19 protein-coding genes are annotated in these 19110 nt (G+C 42.5%); 16 read left to right on the forward strand and 3 right to left on the reverse strand.

The annotated features are described in order from the left end of the window. The first annotated feature begins 180 nt into the window (after window positions 1-180). Window positions 181-801 (forward strand): 4'-phosphopantetheinyl transferase family protein, encoded by a 621-nt coding sequence (locus tag ACEWB7_RS08400; protein ID WP_411580617.1) that lies wholly within the window; start codon window positions 181-183, stop codon window positions 799-801. Between the two features lie 25 nt (window positions 802-826). On the opposite strand, the gene ACEWB7_RS08405 is transcribed toward ACEWB7_RS08400, so the two are convergent. Further along, complete coding sequence (locus tag ACEWB7_RS08405; RefSeq protein WP_411580584.1) at window positions 827-1597, reverse strand: SDR family oxidoreductase; 771 nt, start codon at window positions 1595-1597, stop codon at window positions 827-829. An 89-nt stretch (window positions 1598-1686) separates the two neighbouring features. Here ACEWB7_RS08405 and mazG point away from each other — a divergent pair, with 89 nt between their 5' ends. The 12 genes from mazG to ACEWB7_RS08465 all read left to right on the forward strand — a co-directional run bounded on the left by mazG (window position 1687) and on the right by ACEWB7_RS08465 (window position 14078). After that, complete coding sequence (gene mazG, locus ACEWB7_RS08410) at window positions 1687-2499, forward strand: nucleoside triphosphate pyrophosphohydrolase (RefSeq protein ID WP_395526721.1); 813 nt, start codon at window positions 1687-1689, stop codon at window positions 2497-2499. Next, on the forward strand, window positions 2459-2887 hold the full coding sequence (locus tag ACEWB7_RS08415) for a ComEA family DNA-binding protein (RefSeq protein WP_291358557.1): 429 nt from the start codon (window positions 2459-2461) through the stop codon (window positions 2885-2887). Before mazG ends, ACEWB7_RS08415 begins: the two co-directional genes overlap by 41 nt. 136 nt (window positions 2888-3023) lie before the next feature. Continuing rightward, window positions 3024-4499: a polynucleotide adenylyltransferase PcnB gene (pcnB, locus tag ACEWB7_RS08420; RefSeq protein ID WP_411580585.1), complete on the forward strand. Its 1476-nt coding sequence runs from the start codon at window positions 3024-3026 to the stop codon at window positions 4497-4499. Further along, window positions 4496-4981 carry a 2-amino-4-hydroxy-6-hydroxymethyldihydropteridine diphosphokinase gene (folK, locus tag ACEWB7_RS08425; RefSeq protein ID WP_411580586.1) on the forward strand — a complete coding sequence of 162 codons (486 nt, stop codon included), beginning with the start codon at window positions 4496-4498 and terminating at the stop codon, window positions 4979-4981. The genes pcnB and folK overlap by 4 nt, the downstream gene beginning before the upstream one ends. Before the next feature lie 52 nt (window positions 4982-5033). Then, window positions 5034-5843: a 3-methyl-2-oxobutanoate hydroxymethyltransferase gene (gene panB / locus ACEWB7_RS08430; protein ID WP_411580587.1), complete on the forward strand. Its 810-nt coding sequence runs from the start codon at window positions 5034-5036 to the stop codon at window positions 5841-5843. A gap of 1 nt (window position 5844) precedes the next feature. Continuing rightward, entirely contained in the window at window positions 5845-6693 is an 849-nt protein-coding gene (gene panC, locus ACEWB7_RS08435; protein ID WP_411580588.1) for a pantoate--beta-alanine ligase, read from the forward strand. Window positions 6694-6711: 18 nt separating this feature from the next. Further along, on the forward strand, window positions 6712-7563 hold the full coding sequence (gene rapZ / locus ACEWB7_RS08440; RefSeq protein ID WP_034703488.1) for an RNase adapter RapZ: 852 nt from the start codon (window positions 6712-6714) through the stop codon (window positions 7561-7563). Continuing rightward, on the forward strand, window positions 7560-7829 hold the full coding sequence (locus ACEWB7_RS08445; protein ID WP_034169914.1) for an HPr family phosphocarrier protein: 270 nt from the start codon (window positions 7560-7562) through the stop codon (window positions 7827-7829). The genes rapZ and ACEWB7_RS08445 overlap by 4 nt, the downstream gene beginning before the upstream one ends. Before the next feature lie 2 nt (window positions 7830-7831). After that, complete coding sequence (yjgA, locus tag ACEWB7_RS08450; protein WP_005232100.1) at window positions 7832-8365, forward strand: ribosome biogenesis factor YjgA; 534 nt, start codon at window positions 7832-7834, stop codon at window positions 8363-8365. Between the two features lie 655 nt (window positions 8366-9020). Next, window positions 9021-10289 carry a sensor histidine kinase gene (locus ACEWB7_RS08455; RefSeq protein WP_411580589.1) on the forward strand — a complete coding sequence of 423 codons (1269 nt, stop codon included), beginning with the start codon at window positions 9021-9023 and terminating at the stop codon, window positions 10287-10289. Window positions 10290-10376: 87 nt separating this feature from the next. After that, window positions 10377-13127, forward strand: coding sequence for a bifunctional [glutamate--ammonia ligase]-adenylyl-L-tyrosine phosphorylase/[glutamate--ammonia-ligase] adenylyltransferase (glnE, locus tag ACEWB7_RS08460; RefSeq protein WP_411580590.1), 2751 nt, complete (start codon window positions 10377-10379; stop codon window positions 13125-13127). A gap of 24 nt (window positions 13128-13151) precedes the next feature. Next, a complete protein-coding gene (locus ACEWB7_RS08465; RefSeq protein WP_411580591.1) occupies window positions 13152-14078 on the forward strand; it encodes a branched-chain amino acid transaminase in 927 nt (308 codons plus the stop codon). A 58-nt stretch (window positions 14079-14136) separates the two neighbouring features. Here ACEWB7_RS08465 and ACEWB7_RS08470 read toward each other — a convergent pair whose 3' ends face one another. Next, on the reverse strand, window positions 14137-15159 hold the full coding sequence (locus tag ACEWB7_RS08470; RefSeq protein WP_125279357.1) for an NAD-dependent epimerase: 1023 nt from the start codon (window positions 15157-15159) through the stop codon (window positions 14137-14139). Beyond that, a complete protein-coding gene (locus ACEWB7_RS08475; protein WP_411580592.1) occupies window positions 15156-16325 on the reverse strand; it encodes a nucleotide sugar dehydrogenase in 1170 nt (389 codons plus the stop codon). Before ACEWB7_RS08475 ends, ACEWB7_RS08470 begins: the two co-directional genes overlap by 4 nt. A gap of 183 nt (window positions 16326-16508) precedes the next feature. On the opposite strand from ACEWB7_RS08475, the gene ACEWB7_RS08480 reads away from it, so the two are divergent. Genes ACEWB7_RS08480 through ACEWB7_RS08490 form a run of 3 tightly spaced genes read left to right on the forward strand, consistent with a single transcriptional unit; the run spans window position 16509 to window position 19073 of the window. After that, the gene (locus ACEWB7_RS08480; protein ID WP_411580618.1) at window positions 16509-17282 is read left to right on the forward strand and encodes a glycosyltransferase; all 774 of its coding nucleotides are present in this window, start codon (window positions 16509-16511) and stop codon (window positions 17280-17282) included. A gap of 54 nt (window positions 17283-17336) precedes the next feature. After that, complete coding sequence (locus ACEWB7_RS08485; protein WP_411580593.1) at window positions 17337-18308, forward strand: stealth family protein; 972 nt, start codon at window positions 17337-17339, stop codon at window positions 18306-18308. A 9-nt stretch (window positions 18309-18317) separates the two neighbouring features. Further along, window positions 18318-19073, forward strand: coding sequence for a glycosyltransferase family 25 protein (locus ACEWB7_RS08490; RefSeq protein ID WP_411580620.1), 756 nt, complete (start codon window positions 18318-18320; stop codon window positions 19071-19073). Window positions 19074-19110: the final 37 nt, after the last annotated feature.

The following is a 19110-nucleotide window of genomic DNA, read 5'->3' on the forward strand; positions in this document are numbered from 1 at the left end:
ATTATTTATTTTGATTTACAGTATATTTTATTGTTTTATTTAAGTTTTATTAAAATATATTTTAAGATATTAGCTATAGTTTGTCAGAGAGGCAATCAGGTTGATTTATACTGACGGCCCTAAGATTAACATTTTTTATAAGGGCGACTATTTTTGAAGTCTATTATTCATATTGATTGGATCGCGCTGGCACCGCGACTTAGACATTTACAAGACTTAGATCGGAAAACCTATATTCAGCAGCGTAAACAATTAATTTATAGCTATCGTAATCAGTTGATGGCTGAACATTTAGGTTGTGTTATTGACCATCAAGATTTTACTACAACCAAATACGGCAAGCCCTATCTTTCAGCCCATCCCGACTTTGGTTTTAATCATACCCATAGCCAAAACTTCTATGCATTAGCAACAAGCAAACGTATTCAGAATTTGGGAATTGACATTGAAGAGCTGAGTCGAAATGTACGTTTTGAAGCCTTAGCTCAACACGCTTTTCATCCTGAAGAGCTGAAGCAGTGGCAGGCATTGGATTATGATCCTGAATACTGGTTTAAAGTCTGGACCACCAAGGAGGCGGTCCTAAAAGCGTCAGGACTTGGAATCCGGATAAACCTGAATGAGCTGAATACCCAGATTCATCCACATCAGGATGGAGGACGTTGTGAACATCCAGAAATTGGAATTTATGCCTATCAGAATTATATTTTAGCGGGCTGCATGCTCACTGTGGCCTGGCAAAGTGAGCATTCCTGTAAAGGTCTAAGATTTCCAACGATTCAGATTCATCAAGCTATTTGAAAGTAGAGTAAGCCCAAAATATTTCTTATTGTTTGGCAATCATTAAATTACTCAGCCGGTTAACGAACTGTGGACTCATTCGAGATAAATGGAATAAAAACTTACTCTTGAATCCGACCGGATGATGCGTCACTTGCCAGATGGAGTCCTTTAACTGTGCCAATTTGAAAATATCTTGTGCAACATCCTCAGCTTTCAAATGCACACCCATTTTTTTGATACTTTCAGCCTGCATATCTTTCACCATTGCAGTGCTAACAAAAAGCGGCATCACATCGAATACTCGAATGCCATATTTTTGCCATTCAATATCCAAGCCTTCAGTCAAACCGCGAACCGCAAATTTACTAGTTGCATAGGAAGCCAGATCCGCTTGGCCATAAATCGCCGATGCTGAAGACAGGTTAATGACCCGAGCAAAGGAAGCCTGCTTTAAATAGGGCAAAGCAGCATGACAGCCATTCAGGACGCCTTTGATATTCACGTCAAGGGTACGATAGTGATCGGTAATATTCGTTTCTTCAAAAGGACCGGAATATAAAATTCCGGCATTTTTTACCAGAATATTAATTTCACCGGCCCAGGGTGCGAATTCAGATAGAGCGGTTTCCCAAGAAGCATAATCGGTTACATCCAGAAAGCCGGCTTTGGCATGTTCACCGAGTTGCTGGGCCAATTGTTCTGCCTGTTCAAGATTAATATCATAAATTCCGACTTTATAACCTTGCTGGTAAAATAGCCTGGCTGTTGCGGCACCAATTCCTTGTGCTGCACCACTAATCAATATACTGTGCATGTGCTTGATCTCCTTATTGTCTTTTTTTCTTGAGCATAGCAAGAAACAGGCAAAATAATGCGGCTATTTGGTAAAGAAGAGGTTTTACAGTGGAACAATTACTCCAAGTCATGCGTGAGTTACGTGAAAAATGTCCATGGGATCAGCAGCAGACTCCCGAATCTCTGACCAAATATGCGATTGAAGAAGCCTATGAAGTTGAAGCAGCGGTGCGCTCTGGCCAAACCAATGAAGTGCGGGATGAGCTGGGTGATCTGCTGTTACAGGTCGTGTTTCAGTCACAAATGTATAGCGAGCAGGGCGCTTTTGATTTTCAGGATGTGGTGCAGGCGATTACCGATAAACTGATCCGACGCCATCCGCATGTATTTCAGGCTGAACAGTTTGCACAGCTGAGCTCTGAAGATGTCTCGGTGCTCTGGAAAGAAATCAAGCAGAAAGAAAAACAGGGTAAGCCACGTTCTCGTTTGGATGAGGTTAAGCATGCGCCTGCACTGCAACAGGCGGAGGAGATTCAGAAAAATGTCGCCAAAATTGGCTTTGATTTTCCAGATGTTGCGGGTGCCTATAGCAAGCTGGAAGAAGAACTGGCTGAACTCAAAGAAGCCGTTGCTGGACAAAATTCCGATGAAATACTCGAAGAATTTGGTGACTGCTTATTTTCACTGGTGAATGTTGGTCGTAAACTTGGTGTCTCAAGCGAGATGGCATTATTGGGCACGATCCATAAATTCCGGACCCGCTTTGCCCTGATGGAAGATCGGGCAGAACAACAGCACCTCAATCTGGAAAGCCTGTCATTGGCTGAATTGGATCAGCTCTGGGAACAGGCCAAATTAGAATTAAAACAAAGAGCCGCTCATGAAAAAAGTACAACATCGCATAGGTCCAGCATGGATTAATACTGTCCTGCTAGGTATTTGGCTGGCCTATACTTCAATTGGAACAGTACACGCAACTGCAACCGATTATGCAGAATGGAAAGTACGTCAGCAGCAACATGATGCACGCCTGAAGAAGAAAATCGCTGCTGCTATCCCCGTATCTGAAAACAATCATTATCTGGCTAAACCTGCATTATCCGCCTCTTCAGCTGCTGATAAAATCAGTCTGAACCAGGCCAGTATTGAACAGTTACAGCAGTTAAATGGCATCGGGCAGAAGAAAGCGGAAGCGATCATTGAATACCGGCAGAAAAACGGTAAATTTAAAACAATTGAAGATATTCAACAGGTCAAAGGAATCGGACCGGCCTTATTTGCTAAAAACAAGGATAAACTGGCTTTGTAACCCTGCTGAATTTATTGTAAATAAGCCATCCATCTGAACCATGAGAATGACATAATCAAATTGCCCTTTAGCGGTGTAAGCGATATGATTAGCGTCATCTTAGAATTTTACGTTCAGACGTAGGAGACAGCGTCTTTTGCAAACTTTGCGCGCGTCAAAATGTGGTTTATCAACCGCTCAATTACCTTCTTATATTCTCGATGTGATTGATGCCTTAACCAAGGCAGGCTATGAAGCTTATATCGTAGGTGGTGGTGTCCGGGATCTGATGCTGGGTTTAAATCCCAAAGATTTCGATGCAGTGACCAATGCCACACCAGCTCAGGTTAAAGAAGTGTTCGGACGGCGTTGTCGGATTATCGGACGACGTTTCGAGCTGGCGCATGTCTATTCGGGCCGTGAACTGGTTGAAGTGGCAACTTTCCGTGCGCCTCCTAAAAAAGCGGTGACCTCTGCAGCAGGGATGATTCTGCGCGATAATAACTGGGGCACCATTGAGCAGGATTTTGCTCGTCGAGATTTTTCGATCAATGCCATGTATTACCAGCCACGTAAAGGTATCGTGTTGGATTTTTGCAATGCAGTAGATGATATTAAACACAAAACGCTGCGTTTACTGGGTGATCCGACTCTAAGATTTGAGGAGGATCCAGTCCGGATGCTGCGAACTTTACGTTTTGCAGCCAAACTCAATTTCAGTATTGATGAAGCCATTCTGGATATTTTTACTCCGGAAATGACCCAGCTTCTACGTGATGTATCTCCGCATCGTCTTTATGATGAATCGCAAAAGCTGTTCACTATGGGACATTTAAATCGTGTGTTGCCAATGCTGATTGATTTTGGCATCTGGCGTCAGCTGTTTGCCGATATCAAGCCAAACATTACCGCGTTTATTGAACTGGCAGCGAAAAATACCGATCAGCGTATTTCGATTGGTAAGACCATCAACCCGGCATTCTTCTATGCAGTATTGTTATGGCAACCGTTCCTGGAGCGCTGTGATTTTTATCTGTCTAAAGGGGTAGTGCCTGCGGAAGCACGTGCGCAAGCAGGACTGGATGTACTGAAACGTCAGGCTACCCGTACTGTGATTCCACGCTTTGCGGAAACTTTCATTCGTGAAGTCTGGGAAATGCAAACCCGCTTGCTCAATCCAAAACCGCAACAGATTGAAGCATTATCAGGTCATGCACGTTTCCGTGCCGGCTTTGACTTTTTGTTGCTGCGTGAAAAATCAGGCGATGAAACTGCACAGGGTATGGGAAGCTGGTGGGAAGCCTATCAGCAAATGGGTAGCGATGAAAAAGAGCGTGCCATTGCCCAATATAACCGTCAGCGTGCCAAGAGCCGTCGTAAGGCTTCTCAGGAAGAACATCTGGAACAGCGTCTGGCTGCACAAGATGTAGCAATCGAGATTGAGCCTCTGGTGAATGAACCGGAACCACGTAGCCGTCGTGCACGTAAAGCCAAATTTGAGAATGAGCGTAGTAAACCGGTTTCTCATGTGGCGGCCAGTGCCAGCGGTGACATTGGTGCAGACCATCCAATTACCAAGCGTAAACGGGTGCAGCGTGATTTAAGCCAGGTTATTTTTGGGCCTACACAATGACAGTGACCTATATCGGTTTAGGAAGTAACCTCGGCGATTCACGCCAGATTCTGGCTGAAGCCGTGCAAAAGTTGGCAAGTCTGGGGCAGGTCAAAACCTCGCATCTATACCAAAGCCCACCTATGGGGCCACAAGATCAGCCGAATTATTTTAATGCTGTCGTGCAGTTAATTACGGATCTGGCACCGCTGGATCTGCTGGATCGTTTGCAAGCCTTCGAACAGGAAGCTGGGCGTATACGTCTACGTCATTGGGGTGAACGTACCTTGGATCTGGATCTGCTTATTTATGGTGATGAACAGATTCAAAATGAACGGTTAACCGTACCGCATGTTGGCGTGCTGGAACGTGATTTTGTATTGGTGCCATTACTGGATATTGATGACAACTTGCAGCTGGATGGAAATACATTAAAAGACCTGGACATCGTCAAGCAATCAACCTTAACGGTTTTTGACTGCACGAATTGGGCAAATATTTAATTTTTAATTATTGGCATGTTCGAGAGAACTTCAATAATAGAGGAACATCTTCATGATCAGTCTCAGTGATTTAAGACGATATAAAGCGGAAGGACGCAAATTTTCTTGCCTGACTTGCTATGATGCCAGTATGGCCAAAGCCATGGAAATTGCTGAAGTTGACAGTATTCTGATTGGCGACTCTTTGGGTATGTCGATTCAAGGTCGTGATTCAACCTTGCCTGTGACTGTAGAAGATATGGCTTACCATACCGCAGCGGTTCGCCGTGGCAATCAGCATGCACTGATTATGACTGATCTGCCATTTATGAGTTATGCCACTCTAAATGATGCGTTACAAAGTTCAAAAACGGTGATGCAGGCCGGTGCACAAATGGTCAAGATGGAAGGTGGTGCATGGCTGGCAGAAACCGTTCAGGTTCTAACCCGTAACGGGATTCCAGTCTGTGTTCACTTGGGTCTCACTCCACAGTCGGTGCATGTCTTTGGTGGCTATAAACTACAGGCCCGTACCCGTGAAGCGGCCGATCAACTGATTGCTGACTGTAAGGCAGTGGTTGAAGCCGGTGCAGCAGTGCTGTTACTGGAATGTGTGCCTGCCCAATTGGGTCAGGAGATTACTGAACTATTCCCGCATATTCCGGTGATTGGGATTGGAGCAGGAGCAGCCACTGACGGACAGGTACTGGTCGTTCAGGACATGCTCGGTCTGACCTTTGGCCACACTGCAAAATTTGTACGTAACTTTATGAAAGAACAGTCTGGTGCGACTGCAATTCTGGATGCATTTAAAGCCTATCGTGCGGCTGTGTTAGATGGTTCATTCCCAGCACCTGAACAAACATTCCAAGTCGAGTTGTAACATGAAAACAGAAACAACCATCCAAGGATTATCTGCTTCGCTCAATCCTGCACGTTCTGCGCGTAAAATTATTGGTTTTGTCCCGACCATGGGTAACCTGCATCAGGGGCATCTGAATCTGGTGCGTGAGGCGCGTAAACTGTGTGATGTCGTTGTTGTGAGTATTTTCGTTAATCCGATCCAGTTCGGACCAAATGAAGATTTTGATAATTATCCACGTACTTTAGAGCAGGATCAGCAGTTACTGGCAGATGTAGGTTGTGACATTGTCTTTGCCCCAACGGTAGAGCAGATGTATGGTAACAAGCCACGTCTAACCAATATCAGTGTGTCTGGTATCACCAATGACCTATGTGGCTTACAGCGTCCGGGTCATTTTGATGGTGTAGCGGTCGTGGTGACCAAATTATTTAATATTGTTCAGCCCAACTATGCCTTCTTCGGTCAGAAAGACTATCAGCAACTGGCTGTGATTCGTCAGTTTGTTCAAGACTTGAATATTCCGCTGGAAGTGATTGGTGTGCCAATTGCCCGTGCTGAAGATGGTCTGGCACTCAGTTCGCGCAATGGCTATCTAAGCGAGCAGGAACGTGTGACAGCACCGGTTATTTTTCAAAGTCTGAAAACTGCTGAGCAGCAGTTACATGCAGGTAAAACTTTGGAGGAAGCACTGGCAGGTATCCGTCAAACTTTGACAGATGCTGGTCTGGTAGTGGACTATGTAGAAGCCCGTACACCGGAATTGCAGAAAATTGATGAGTTTAATCAGGATGTCGTGATTCTGATCGCGGCGAAACTAGGGAAAACTCGTCTGATTGATAATCTGCAGATCAAATACGCAGCTGGATAAGTAAAAGGATCGTAAGGCATGAAGCGCATTTTAATTGTGACAGGACAATCTGGCTCAGGTAAATCTTCTGCATTGCAGGTACTTGAAGACTTGGGTTATTACTGTATTGATAATCTGCCTTTGGCCTTACTTCCTGAAATTGTGGCGAAGCTGAACTGTGAAAATAATTTGGAACAGTTAGCGCTTGGGGTGGATGTACGTAGTACCCGTGCAGATTTGCAGGAATTCGACCATGTATTTGAACAGTTGCAACAGCATGGTACGGTAGATGTCATCTATCTGACCACGCAGGATCAGGAGCTGATTGCCCGTTTCAGTGCATCACGCCGTCCGCATCCTTTGGCTGCCCGTTTTAAGAGCCTGCATCAGTGTATTCAGGAAGAAAAAGTCCTGCTGATGCCGATCCAACTCCGTTCCACAGTGCATATCGATACCACCGATAAAAGTGTGCACGATCTGAAACATACCTTGCTGTACAAGCTAGGGCAGACCGATAACCTGATTGTGATTCTGCAATCTTTTGGATATAAGCATGGCATTCCTTTAGATGCTGACTATGTTTTTGACGTCCGTCATTTGCCGAATCCGCATTGGGAACTCGAACTGCGCAAATATTCAGGCCTTGATCAGCCAGTACAGGAATTCCTGGAAAAAAGTGATCAGGTCGAAGACATGTTTCAGGATATTTATCATTTTTTAGACAAATGGCTGCCGACCTTTGCGGAGGGTCATCGTCATTATATGACCATCTCGATTGGTTGTACTGGCGGCCAACATCGTTCTGTTTATATTGTGGATAGACTAAAAAAAGCGCTTGAGGCAAAATGGTCTATTCAAGTCCTCCACCGAGAAATGAAGCACTGGTCATGATTGATACGACTGTTGACGTAATTAATAAACTAGGTTTACATGCGCGTGCATCAGGTAAACTCATTGAAGTTACCACCAAATTTCGTTCCAGTATCCAGATTGGCAAGTCGGACAAATTGGTTGATGCCAAAAATATTATGTCCTTGCTGATGCTTGGTGCGGGCAAAGGAACAACTTTACGCTTAGTGATTGAAGGTGCAGATGAGGAAAAGGCCTTATCTGAAATTCAGGCACTATTTGCGGCAAAATTTTATGAGGCAGATTAATCGTGGCACGTCGACCGAGCAGTTTAACTGAAGAAGACTTTGAATCTTTAGAGGGACGCGCAAGTAAAACCGAACAGAAAAAAGCAGTTCAGCGTATGGCTGCTTTAGGCGCACAGTTGGCAGAACTGAGTGCGAAACAAATTAAAAATTTACCCGTTGAAGAACGTCTGATTGAAGCTTTGCTGGATGTCCAGCAAATCAGTTCACATGAAGCACGCCGTCGTCAATTTTCACGTATTGGTAAATTACTTCGTAATGAAAATGAAACCGTAATTTTGTCTTATCTGACTCCGAAACAGGGTTTGAAAAAGACAGCACAATTGCAGCGTTGGGTTGACCGTATCGTGAAAGATGGTGATCCTGCAATTAACGAATTTACCAAAACCTATAATGCGACAGAACGTCATACCTTACGTCAGCATTATTTACGTGTACATCGTGATCTAAAAAATCAGGCACCGGAAGAAGAAGTGGCAGCCTCAAAGCAAAAGCTGTTTAACTATGTGCAGCAAGTTGCCCTAATATCAGATAACTGATTGTAAACTGAATTAAAGAAAAGCGACATTTTGTCGCTTTTTTATTCACTATAATTAATTTTTATTTTCCATGAAAATTCAAGAATGTTCCTATAAGTCATTGTTAACTGTAAAAAAATGTAAACTTTTAATATTTTTGATTACTTAAGAAATAGGTTTCAGTGCATAAATAAACTATTTAAATCTCTCAATATTTTATGATTATTAAGAATATTTAAAAGATAGAAATAGATTTAGGTCAAAGTTAATATTATCAGCGCTCTACTTTTCTAGAAAGTGACAATAGGTATTTTCTATATATTTGAAAATTCAAAGGCTTTTATTTACCTGAAGATCAGAAGAAAAGTGAGCTGTTTTTCTCTTCGTATAATTTGGATATTAAGGTGATATCGAAACAATTTGAAATGAATTCAGGAATTTCAAATAATTATATGTAATTTTTTATAAGAGGAATATTTTTTCAAGTAATTCTTAATATTTAAATATCAAGGTATTGAAGCTATCAATGTATCTTTAGAGAAATAAGTTAACAAATCCTTTGGTCGATAAGTGAGATTTTAACGTTGAGTAAATATAGAATCTTTGTTATTGATTGTATTAATTTAGTCGGTTGTAATTTTTTATTCTATATTCCATAACATCCAGAGAGGCAGACATGGAACTAAAACTGCTAGAGATCGGTCAGAATACGGAGCAGTTAAGCTCGTGCCGTATATCTCTCATTTTAGGTGTCTATACCTCTGACAATTTATTAGACACCTTCTGTAAAGTCGCGCGTAAAGTACTCGGCACCAAGACCTGTATCATCGGATTCCATACGGAACCCTATATCTGGCACAGCTGTCCGCTCGGTTTTCGCGGTTTACACGTACCACAGAATGTGGACATCCCTAAATATCTACAAGAAATGGATGTGATCGATCAAAATCATCCTGCATATGCAGAATTATCAGATTACGTAAAAAGCCTTGGTGTAGCTCATCAGCGGCTGGTGGCATTTAATTTAAGATCAGACCAAGGCCTGTTTCTGGGGCAGGTGGTTTTCTTTGATGATCAGACTGAAGTATTTGATCAGGAAGCTATTATTATCGTCCAGCAATTTGCTGAAACTTTAGTCAAGCGAGTCAAACTGAATGAAGAGCATACTGAACTAAAAGAGTTATATGAACAGCAATGTGCGCAAAACTTCAGTAAAACCAAATTCTTCCAGATTATTGCTCATGACTTGCGTGCACCTTTCCATGGCCTGTTAGGCTTCTCGGAAGTATTGGCGCAGGAACGTGACACTCTGGATGAAGCCAGTATCCAGAGTATTTCTGATTATTTATATGATACGGCTCAATCGACGTATAACTTGTTAGAAAGTCTGTTGACCTGGGCGATGGCAGAGGGTGGACGTTTTGTTTATCATCCAATTAACTATGAATTAAAACAGTCTACTAAAATTGTCTGTGATGTACTGAAAAGTCTGGCACTGAAAAAGAATATTGAAGTAATTGACCAGGTTCCTGAAGATATCAAGGTGCATGCTGATATCAACATGATTACTTCGGTCTTGCAGAACCTGGTATCGAATGCGCTGAAATTTACTCCAGTTGATCAGGGTGGACAGGTGATTCTGGCTGCTGAAATGGAAGGTGAGCAAGTCAAGATCACTGTTCAGGATACTGGTCTCGGTATGACTGAAGAGCAAATGGAAAATCTGTTTAGACCAAATCTCACGGTGAGTTTAAAAGGCACGGACAATGAGAAAGGCGCAGGTCTGGGTTTGGTACTGTGTAAGCGTTTTGTAGACCTGAACCATGGACAGATTGCCGTAGATTCTAAAGAAGGCGCTGGAACCACCTTTACTGTGCATTTACCTAAAGTGACCAATGATCATCAGGCATTGGTACTTGAAGACCTGCATACTGAAAAGTCCTGAAAATCATAAATTTCTTTTTAAAACCGTTCCCACTCGGCGTGAACTCCTGCTATAACTAAATAAAAGTTTTGAGGGAATCACCGAGTGATGGACGCGGTACAATTGCAGAAAACCTTAAGAGCCAGCCAGTATGCAGAACAGGTATTGGCTAATCATCAAGATCTATTGAATCAGGATTATGCAATTGATCAGTTTCAGGGATCACTCGGCACTGAACAGATTCAAAACTTAATTTATTCCAATCTATTAAATATCAGCGATGAAACCATGTGGATGCGCAGTTTACGTATTTTGCGTGCCCGTCTGATGTTTCGCTGGATCTGGCAGGATGCCAATCAACTTACCAATGTCATCACGCTGACTCGCGAGCTGTCTGATTTCGCTGATGCCTGTATCTGTGCTGCCAAAGAATTTGCCCGTATTCCTCTAGTTTCCAAATATGGCCAGCCAATTGGCTATAACGGGAAAGTTCAAGATCTTATCATCATTGCGATGGGCAAGTTGGGCGCTCAGGAACTCAACCTTTCCAGTGATATCGACCTGATTTTTGCCTTTGATGAACAGGGTGAAACGGATGGGCGTAAATGCATTGACGTTCAGCAGTTCTGTATTCTGTGGGGGCAAAAGTTAATCTATCTGCTGGATCATATCACTGCTGAAGGTTTTGTATTTCGTGTCGATATGCGCTTGCGCCCTTGGGGTGATGGTTCTGCTTTAGCCATCAGTCATGCCGCACTAGAAAAATATCTCAGTCAGCATGGGCGTGAATGGGAACGCTATGCCTGGATCAAGGCCCGTATTGTCAATCCAAGTCCAGAAGGTGATGAACTGCTGGACATGACCCGCCCTTTCGTCTTCCGTAAATATGTCGATTACAGCGCTTTCGAAGCGATGCGTGAAATGAAAGCAATGATTGAGCGTGAAGTACAGCGCCGCAATATTGAAGACGATATCAAGCTTGGGGCTGGCGGGATCCGTGAAGTTGAATTTATTGTGCAGGTTTTTCAGCTGATTTATGGCGGAGCCAAGTTAGAGCTGCAAGACCGGCAATGTCTGGTTAGCCTGAATCATCTGGATGAGGCTGAACTGCTGGATGAGCAGGCAGTAATTGACTTGGAAGATGCCTATTTATTCCTGCGCCGGGTAGAGCATGCTATTCAAGCGCTGCATGATCAACAGACCCAGTGTTTGCCGACTGAGCCAGATTTACGTCAACGTATTGTGGATACTTTGGGCTTTTCAGACTGGTCCGCCTTTATGGAAGTGCTGGATCAAAAACGCGCTAAAGTGATTTACCAGTTTGAGCACTTGATCAAGGAAAATGGACCAGAGCCTCAAGGCAAAAGTTTTTCTCAACTCGAACAACAGCTGAATGAAGTTTTAGATGATCATGCGAAAAATCTGGTACATGAATTCTGGCATGGACATGCCTTAAAAAAACTGCCAGCCAAAGCCATTCAACGTTTAAAAACATTTTGGCCTTATCTGATAGAGGCGATTCTGGAATCAGATAAACCGCAAGTTGCACTGGTCCGCCTGATGCCATTGGTTGAATCGGTCATGCGTCGTACGGTATATCTGGTGATGCTGATTGAAAGTAAAGGTGCTTTACAGCGTTTGGTAAAAATGGCGACTGTCAGCCCCTGGATATGTGAGGAACTTACCCATTATCCGGTGTTACTGGATGAGTTCCTGTCGATGGATTTTGAATTGCCTAAACGTCAGTATCTAGAAGATAGCTTGCGTCAGCAATTGCTCAGAATCGAAATTGACCAAGTCGAAGATCAGATGCGGGTGCTACGCCTGTTTAAAAAATCCAATGTGCTTGCGGTGGCTGCCAGTGATGTGCTGGCAGAAAGTCCTTTAATGAAAGTCTCGGATGCCTTAACAGATATCGCAGAAGTCTCAGTGAATGCTGCGCTGCATCTGGCTTATCAGATTGTGGCCAAAAGACATGGTTTTCCACTGGATGCAGAAGGGCAGCGCTGCTCGATAGAACATACAGCTTTTGTCGTGATTGGCTATGGCAAAGTCGGTGGCATTGAGTTGGGCTATGGTTCGGATCTGGATCTGGTCTTCATTCACTATATGGGGGAGCAGGCTGATACGGACGGTCTCAAGCCAATTAGCGGTTTTGAGTTCGCTATGCGCGTAGCACAGAAGTTTATGTCGCTCATGACCACACAAACACTGGATGGACGTGTCTATGAAGTCGATACTCGTCTACGTCCTTCTGGAGAAGCAGGGCTGCTGGTCACTAGCCTGAAAGCATTTGAGCAATATCAGTTGAAAAATGCATGGCTATGGGAACATCAAGCCTTGGTACGCGCACGTTCCATTGCCGGAGAAGATAGCCTGAGAGAGACATTTGAAGCACTACGCTGTAAAATTCTTACTCAGAAACGGGATATCTGTCATGTACGTAGTGAAGTTCTGAAAATGCGTCAGAAAATGAAAGATCATCTGGGTTCTTCCAAAGAGCAAAAAAAAGATGGGATTTTTCATTTAAAACAAGATGCAGGTGGTATCGTTGATATCGAATTTATGGCACAGTATGCGGTGTTAGCTTGGAGTGGGACGAATAAAGATCTCGCCCATTACTCCGACAATGTAAGAATCCTTGAGGATGCCGCAAAATCAGGTTGCTTATCCAGCGACGATGCGACTGCTCTGATTCAAGCTTATCTCCGTGAACGCGCCGAGAGCCACCGCTTAGCCCTTGCAAATCAATCCATGCAAGTGTCTGCAAGCGACTGGCACGATACCCGAAAGACCGTTTGCAAGTTATGGCAAAGACTGATTGATCCAAGTGCAGTATTTGCACTGGATAGTGAATAATTGTGAAAAATTGGAGTTTGTGGCATGAATTTGGCTGATCGTGATGGTTTCATTTGGCAAGATGGACAACTAGTAGACTGGCGTGAGGCGAAAACTCACGTATTAACACATACTTTGCATTACAGCATGGGTGTGTTTGAAGGTGTCCGTGCTTATGAAACCCCGAATGGAACGGCTATTTTCCGTCTGAAAGAACACACCAAACGTTTGCTCAATTCTGCAAAAATTTATCAAATGAAAGTTCCATTTGATCAAGCAGCTTTAGAACAAGCTCAAATTGATGTGGTTCGTGAAAATAAATTGGCATCTTGCTATTTACGTCCAATTATTTTTATTGGCTCTGAAAAACTGGGTATTGCCGCAACTGATAATACGATTCATGCTGTAGTTGCAGCGTGGAGCTGGGGTGCTTACCTTGGTGATGATGCGATGGCGAAAGGTATTCGTGTAAAAACTTCATCATTCACACACCATCATCCAAACGTAACCATGTGTAAGGCCAAAGCATCTGGTAACTACACATTGTCGATTCTTGCTCACCAAGAAGTGGCACATTCTGGTTATGACGAAGCAATGCTGCTTGATCCACAAGGCTATGTATGCCAAGGTTCAGGCGAGAACGTATTCCTAGTACGTGATGGCGTAATTCACACTCCAGACATCGCTGGTGGCGCATTAGACGGTATTACTCGTCAATCGATTATTACCATTGCTAAAGATCTTGGCTATGAAGTGGTAGAACGCCGTATTACTCGTGACGAATTCTATATCGCAGATGAAGCTTTCTTCACTGGTACTGCTGCTGAAGTCACACCAATCCGTGAATATGATGACCGTCAAATTGGTGAAGGGGTACGTGGTCCAATTACGACTCAAATCCAGAAAGCCTACTTTGATGCGGTTCAGGGTAAAGACCCTAAATATGCACACTGGTTAACTTATGTAAAATAAGTTAAACCTATGAAAAAAGGACTCGTTTGAGTCCTTTTTTATTATCTGGAGATCAGTGTCAAACCTGATAGAAATCTAGATACCAATCCACAAACTGCTTCACGCCATCTTCAACAGAAACCGAGGGTTTATAACCTACACTTTGCTCTAAAGCAGAACTGTCTGCTAAAGTATCAGGTACATCCCCTTCCTGTAGGGGAAGCATTTCTATGAGTGCTTTCTTGCCAACAGAATTTTCGATGGCTCTTATAAAATCAATTAATTCTACAGGTTTACTATTGCCGATATTAAAAATTCGGAATGGCGCATTACTGGTTGATGGATCTGGATAATTACTATCCCAAGCTGGGTTAGGCTTGGCAATTTGGTCGCTGGAACGGATTACCCCTTCAGCAATATCGGTGACAAAAGTAAAATCACGAGTATGATTGCCATGGTTAAAGACTTGAATTGATTTGCCTTCCACAATATTTTTAGTAAATTTAAAAGGTGCCATATCTGGGCGGCCCCAAGGACCGTATACGGTAAAGAAACGCAGGCCGGTGGTTGGTAGCTTGAATAGGTGACTATAACTATGTGCCATCAATTCATTGGCACGTTTTGTTGCCGCATAAAACTGAATCGGATGATCGACACCATGCTTTTCACTAAAAGGCATAGTGGTATTAGCACCATAGACACTACTGGTGCTAGCATAAGTTAGATGTGGGGTCTTGGCATAACGGCAAGCTTCAATAATATTGGTGAAACCCACAATATTACTTTCTACATAGCTCATCGGGTTTTCAAGTGAGTAACGTACCCCAGCTTGTGCAGCGAGATGAATCACACGATCAAAATGATGATCCTGAAAACATTGATCTACAGTAGCTTTATCTGCAAGATTGGCATGAATAAAGTTAAACTGGCCAGCATGTTGTTCAGCAGTTTTTACTAATAGATCTACACGAGCTTGTTTTAAAGCTGGATCATAGTAATCATTCATGTTATCGAAACCGACCACATCATCACCACGTTCTAAAAGCTTTTTGGAAACATGGAATCCAATAAAACCTGCAGCACCTGTTACCAGAATTTTCATTCATCGCCTCCAAAAATATCACGTGTATACACTTTATCTTCAACATCCCTGAGATCTTTGGATCTACGATTAGTGATTATCACATCTGCTTGCTGTTTAAAATCATCTAAATTGGTAATTACTTTAGATTTAAAGAACTCTGATTCTTTGAGCGTTGGCTCATAGATGATTACTTCAATACCTTTGGCCTTCAGGCGTTTCATCACGCCCTGAATAGCAGAAGCACGGAAGTTATCAGATCCACTTTTCATTACCAAACGATAGATACCGACCACAGCCGGGTTTCTAGCCAAAATAGAATCCGCAATAAAGTCTTTACGGGTACGGTTAGAATCCACAATCGCTTGAATCAGATTGCTTGGTACCTGGCTATAATTTGCAAGTAACTGTTTAGTATCTTTTGGCAGGCAGTAACCACCATAGCCAAAGGAAGGATTATTGTAGTGGCTGCCAATACGCTGATCGAGACATACACCTTCAATAATTTGATGAGTATCTAAACCGAAAGTTTGTGCATAGGTATCCAGTTCATTGAAGAAGGCTACGCGCATAGCCAGATAGGTATTGGCAAATAACTTAATTGCTTCTGCTTCGGTTGAGTCAGTGAACAGAACAGGACTGTCTTTTTTGATTGCACCTTCAATCAGCATATCTGCGAATTGTTGAGCACGCGCTGACTTCTCTCCAACAATAATACGTGATGGATAAAGGTTGTCATATAAGGCTTTACCTTCACGCAAGAATTCTGGAGAGAAAATAATATTGTCTGTATGAAATTTCTCTTTAACCGTTTTGGTGAAGCCTACCGGAACCGTAGATTTAATAATCATGACCGCTTGAGGGTTAATTTCGGTCACATCACCAATGACGCTTTCGACGCTTTGGGTATTAAAATAATTGGTTTTGGTATCATAATCCGTCGGTGTCGCAATAATGACAAAATCAGCATTCTGATAAGCTTCATATTTGTCAGTTGTTGCACGGAAGTTTAGTGGCTTTTCACTTAAAAAAGTTGAAATGTCAGGATCCTGAATCGGAGAAATCTTCTGATTTAACATTTCAACTTTATTGTCAATAATATCTAATGCCACGACTTCATGATGTTGTGAGAAGATCATGGCATTGGAAAGGCCGACGTAACCGGTGCCTGCAACTGCTATTTTCATATCAACCTGATTATGTATTTTTAATAAGGGAGCCAGAGCCCAAGCCAATATTGGGGTTCTCAAGGCGATTTCATATCATACCATAAAGTATTTTGAGTATTATGAAGGTGTTGAAAAGTGGGGGAGTAACTTTGCTTTAGAGATGGTATGATATGGCGCAGAATGCTGGTGGAAGATGAATACATGCAGGAAAACGTAAACGACTCACTGTCAGGTCAGACGAATACACAGTCTGAACAGAATATTGTGCTATGCATGAAGTGGGGCACCAAATATGGGGCAGAGTACGTCAATCGTTTATACAACATGGTCAAGCGTCATACTACGGTTGACTTTAAAATGGTGTGTCTGACAGACCGTACCGAGGGTATTGATCCTGCTGTTGAATGTTTTCCTATTCCGCCATTGGCCTTACCAGAAGGTAGTCCTGAACGTGGCTGGAATAAGTTATCGACCTTTGAACCTGACTTGTATGGTTTAAAAGGAAATGCACTTTTCCTCGATTTAGATGTTGTGATTGTCGATAATATCGATAGCTTCTTTACTCATCCGGGTGATTTCCTGATTATTCATGACTGGAAACGTCCATGGCGTATTACCGGAAATAGCTCGGTTTATCGTTTCAAGCTGGGAGCTTTTCCTGGTTTGATGCCATATTTCCGTGAACATTTTGATGAGATCCGTCAGAAGTTTCGTAATGAGCAGGCTTATTTATCCTGGTATGTTGATCAGGAAAAGAAACTGAGTTACTGGCCGGACACTTGGTGCAAGAGCTATAAATATCACTGTCTGCAAAAAATTCCCATGGCTTATTTCAAGCCACCGGTGAAGCCTGAAGGCGTCAAAATTATTATTTTCCATGGTGAAATCAATCCGCCAGATGCCATCAATGGCGGTGGTGGTAAATGGTACCGTTATGTCCTGCCATCGCAATGGATCAAGGATGCTTGGCAATAATTATGTGATGTAATAACTCAGCAATCAGGTACAGATTTTTAAGTGATGAAGTGAATGCAGCAGATTGATATTGTGATTGCCTGGGTGGATGGCAATGATCTTGAATTAAAAAAGAAACGGCATAAATATCTGACTGGTGAAGATGCATCAGACGCAGTCAGTGATACCCGTTTCGCAAGTAACAATGAAATCTACTACAATATTGCTTCAATCCTGAAATATGTACCTTTTTGCCGCAATATTTTTGTGGTGACCGATAACCAGCGTCCAGAATTTATTGATGAGTTTGCTGCACAAGGTCTGTGTTCTGCTGATAAGATCCGTGTAGTGGATCATCGGGAAATTTTTAGGGGTTATGAGCAGCACTTACCTACTTTTAATACCCGATCCATTGAAAGTTTGCTATGGAATATTGAAGGACTCTCTGACTATTTTATTTATTTAAATGATGACTTTTTCTTTAATTCAACTGCGCAGCCAGAAGATTTTCTAAACAATAACCGTTTGGTGATCTATGGTCACTGGCAAAGCAGTTTTGCGCTGAAATCAAAGTTGAAATATCGCCAGTTTTTGCAGGCTCAATTTGGCAAGCCGATTCAGCCTAAGCACATGATTGCACAAATGCTGGGAGCGGATATCTTGGGTTTTAAAAAGTTCTTTGAAATTCACCATTATCCGCATATTGTCGATCGTCATGCCTTAAAGGGTTATTTATTGGCACATCCGCAGTTGTTGGAAACCCAGATTAAATACAAGTTCCGCAGTGTAGAGCAGCTTAATCCCATTTCACTGATGAATCATATCAAGATTCAAAAGCAGCAAGCTGAGTTGAAGCCTGATATTGAGCTGGCTTATCTAAAAAATGAAGCTAGTCTCAACAGTTTCATTTCAGCCTTAGATAATCCTGTAATAAAATATGGATGTATTCAAAGCCTGGATCAATTGAATCCAGCAGAAGCAAAACAGGTGAGTGAGGCCATGCAGCAAAAACTGGCTGGTTATTTACCCAATTCGATTTTAGCTTAGAGGTTCATGATGAAAGTAATTACTTATCTGATAAATCTAGATGGTAGTCATGAACGACTCGAACGGGCAACGCAGCAGCTTGATGCTGTAAACTGGCCTTTTGAACGTTTTTCTGCGGTGGATGGTCGTGGTAAAGCATTAACTGAATTTGCAAACTATGATGATCGAGGGGCACAGCAGATTTTAGGCCGTAGTCTCATGAATTCAGAGCTAGGATGTTACTTGAGTCATTACGGCTGTGCTGAGAAGTTTTTGAATACTGATGCAGATTACCTGGTTGTGCTTGAAGATGATATGAAGATTGATCCAGACTTTAAGACAAAGCTGGATGGTCTGTTTGAATATCTGGACCAACATAAAGAACTAGATTGGTATTTAATTAATATTGCCGCCAAAAAGAAAAAGCTGGCAAAAGATATTACCCAGATTGAAGATATGAGTGTCTGGCATGCCTTCTACTTTCCTATTCGCGGTTTGGGGCTAATCTGGTCACGTCAAGGTGCTCGAGCGTTTGTAGAAGCTGGTAAAACCATAAACATGCCGGTAGATATTTTCTTCCAGACTTGGCTGAGTAAGAATGGTAAAGGTTTAGGGGTATGGCCAGCCTTGGTTCGACCTGCTGGTCTGGATAGTGATATTTTGGGAACAGTGGCTTCTGAGGGTGTGTCACGTAAGGAAAAAGAAAATCGTAGTTTATCGTATGGGTTGAAAAAGCAGAAACGTATGTGGCGTGATAAGTTTTATGCTGTGAAACATTTCATGTAATGAGTTTCATATTGTTTATGCTGCTTTAGTTGTATAA

Origin of the sequence: Acinetobacter sp. NIOH-H-8, assembly GCF_046635365.1 — a bacterium.
Classification (GTDB): Bacteria; Pseudomonadota; Gammaproteobacteria; order Pseudomonadales; family Moraxellaceae; genus Acinetobacter.

Bases quoted from the DNA above. Each gene is read 5' to 3' on its own strand.
- ACEWB7_RS08405 (WP_411580584.1), bottom strand. From the start codon at position 1,597: ATGCACAGTATATTGATTAGTGGTGCAGCACAAGGAATTGGTGCCGCA.
- ACEWB7_RS08415 (WP_291358557.1), top strand. From the start codon at position 2,459: ATGAAAAAAGTACAACATCGCATAGGTCCAGCATGGATTAATACTGTC.
- folK (WP_411580586.1), top strand. From the start codon at position 4,496: ATGACAGTGACCTATATCGGTTTAGGAAGTAACCTCGGCGATTCACGC.
- panB (WP_411580587.1), top strand. From the start codon at position 5,034: ATGATCAGTCTCAGTGATTTAAGACGATATAAAGCGGAAGGACGCAAA.
- panC (WP_411580588.1), top strand. From the start codon at position 5,845: ATGAAAACAGAAACAACCATCCAAGGATTATCTGCTTCGCTCAATCCT.
- rapZ (WP_034703488.1), top strand. From the start codon at position 6,712: ATGAAGCGCATTTTAATTGTGACAGGACAATCTGGCTCAGGTAAATCT.
- ACEWB7_RS08445 (WP_034169914.1), top strand. From the start codon at position 7,560: ATGATTGATACGACTGTTGACGTAATTAATAAACTAGGTTTACATGCG.
- ACEWB7_RS08455 (WP_411580589.1), top strand. From the start codon at position 9,021: ATGGAACTAAAACTGCTAGAGATCGGTCAGAATACGGAGCAGTTAAGC.
- glnE (WP_411580590.1), top strand. From the start codon at position 10,377: ATGGACGCGGTACAATTGCAGAAAACCTTAAGAGCCAGCCAGTATGCA.
- ACEWB7_RS08465 (WP_411580591.1), top strand. From the start codon at position 13,152: ATGAATTTGGCTGATCGTGATGGTTTCATTTGGCAAGATGGACAACTA.
- ACEWB7_RS08470 (WP_125279357.1), bottom strand. From the start codon at position 15,159: ATGAAAATTCTGGTAACAGGTGCTGCAGGTTTTATTGGATTCCATGTT.
- ACEWB7_RS08475 (WP_411580592.1), bottom strand. From the start codon at position 16,325: ATGAAAATAGCAGTTGCAGGCACCGGTTACGTCGGCCTTTCCAATGCC.
- ACEWB7_RS08480 (WP_411580618.1), top strand. From the start codon at position 16,509: ATGCAGGAAAACGTAAACGACTCACTGTCAGGTCAGACGAATACACAG.
- ACEWB7_RS08485 (WP_411580593.1), top strand. From the start codon at position 17,337: ATGCAGCAGATTGATATTGTGATTGCCTGGGTGGATGGCAATGATCTT.
- ACEWB7_RS08490 (WP_411580620.1), top strand. From the start codon at position 18,318: ATGAAAGTAATTACTTATCTGATAAATCTAGATGGTAGTCATGAACGA.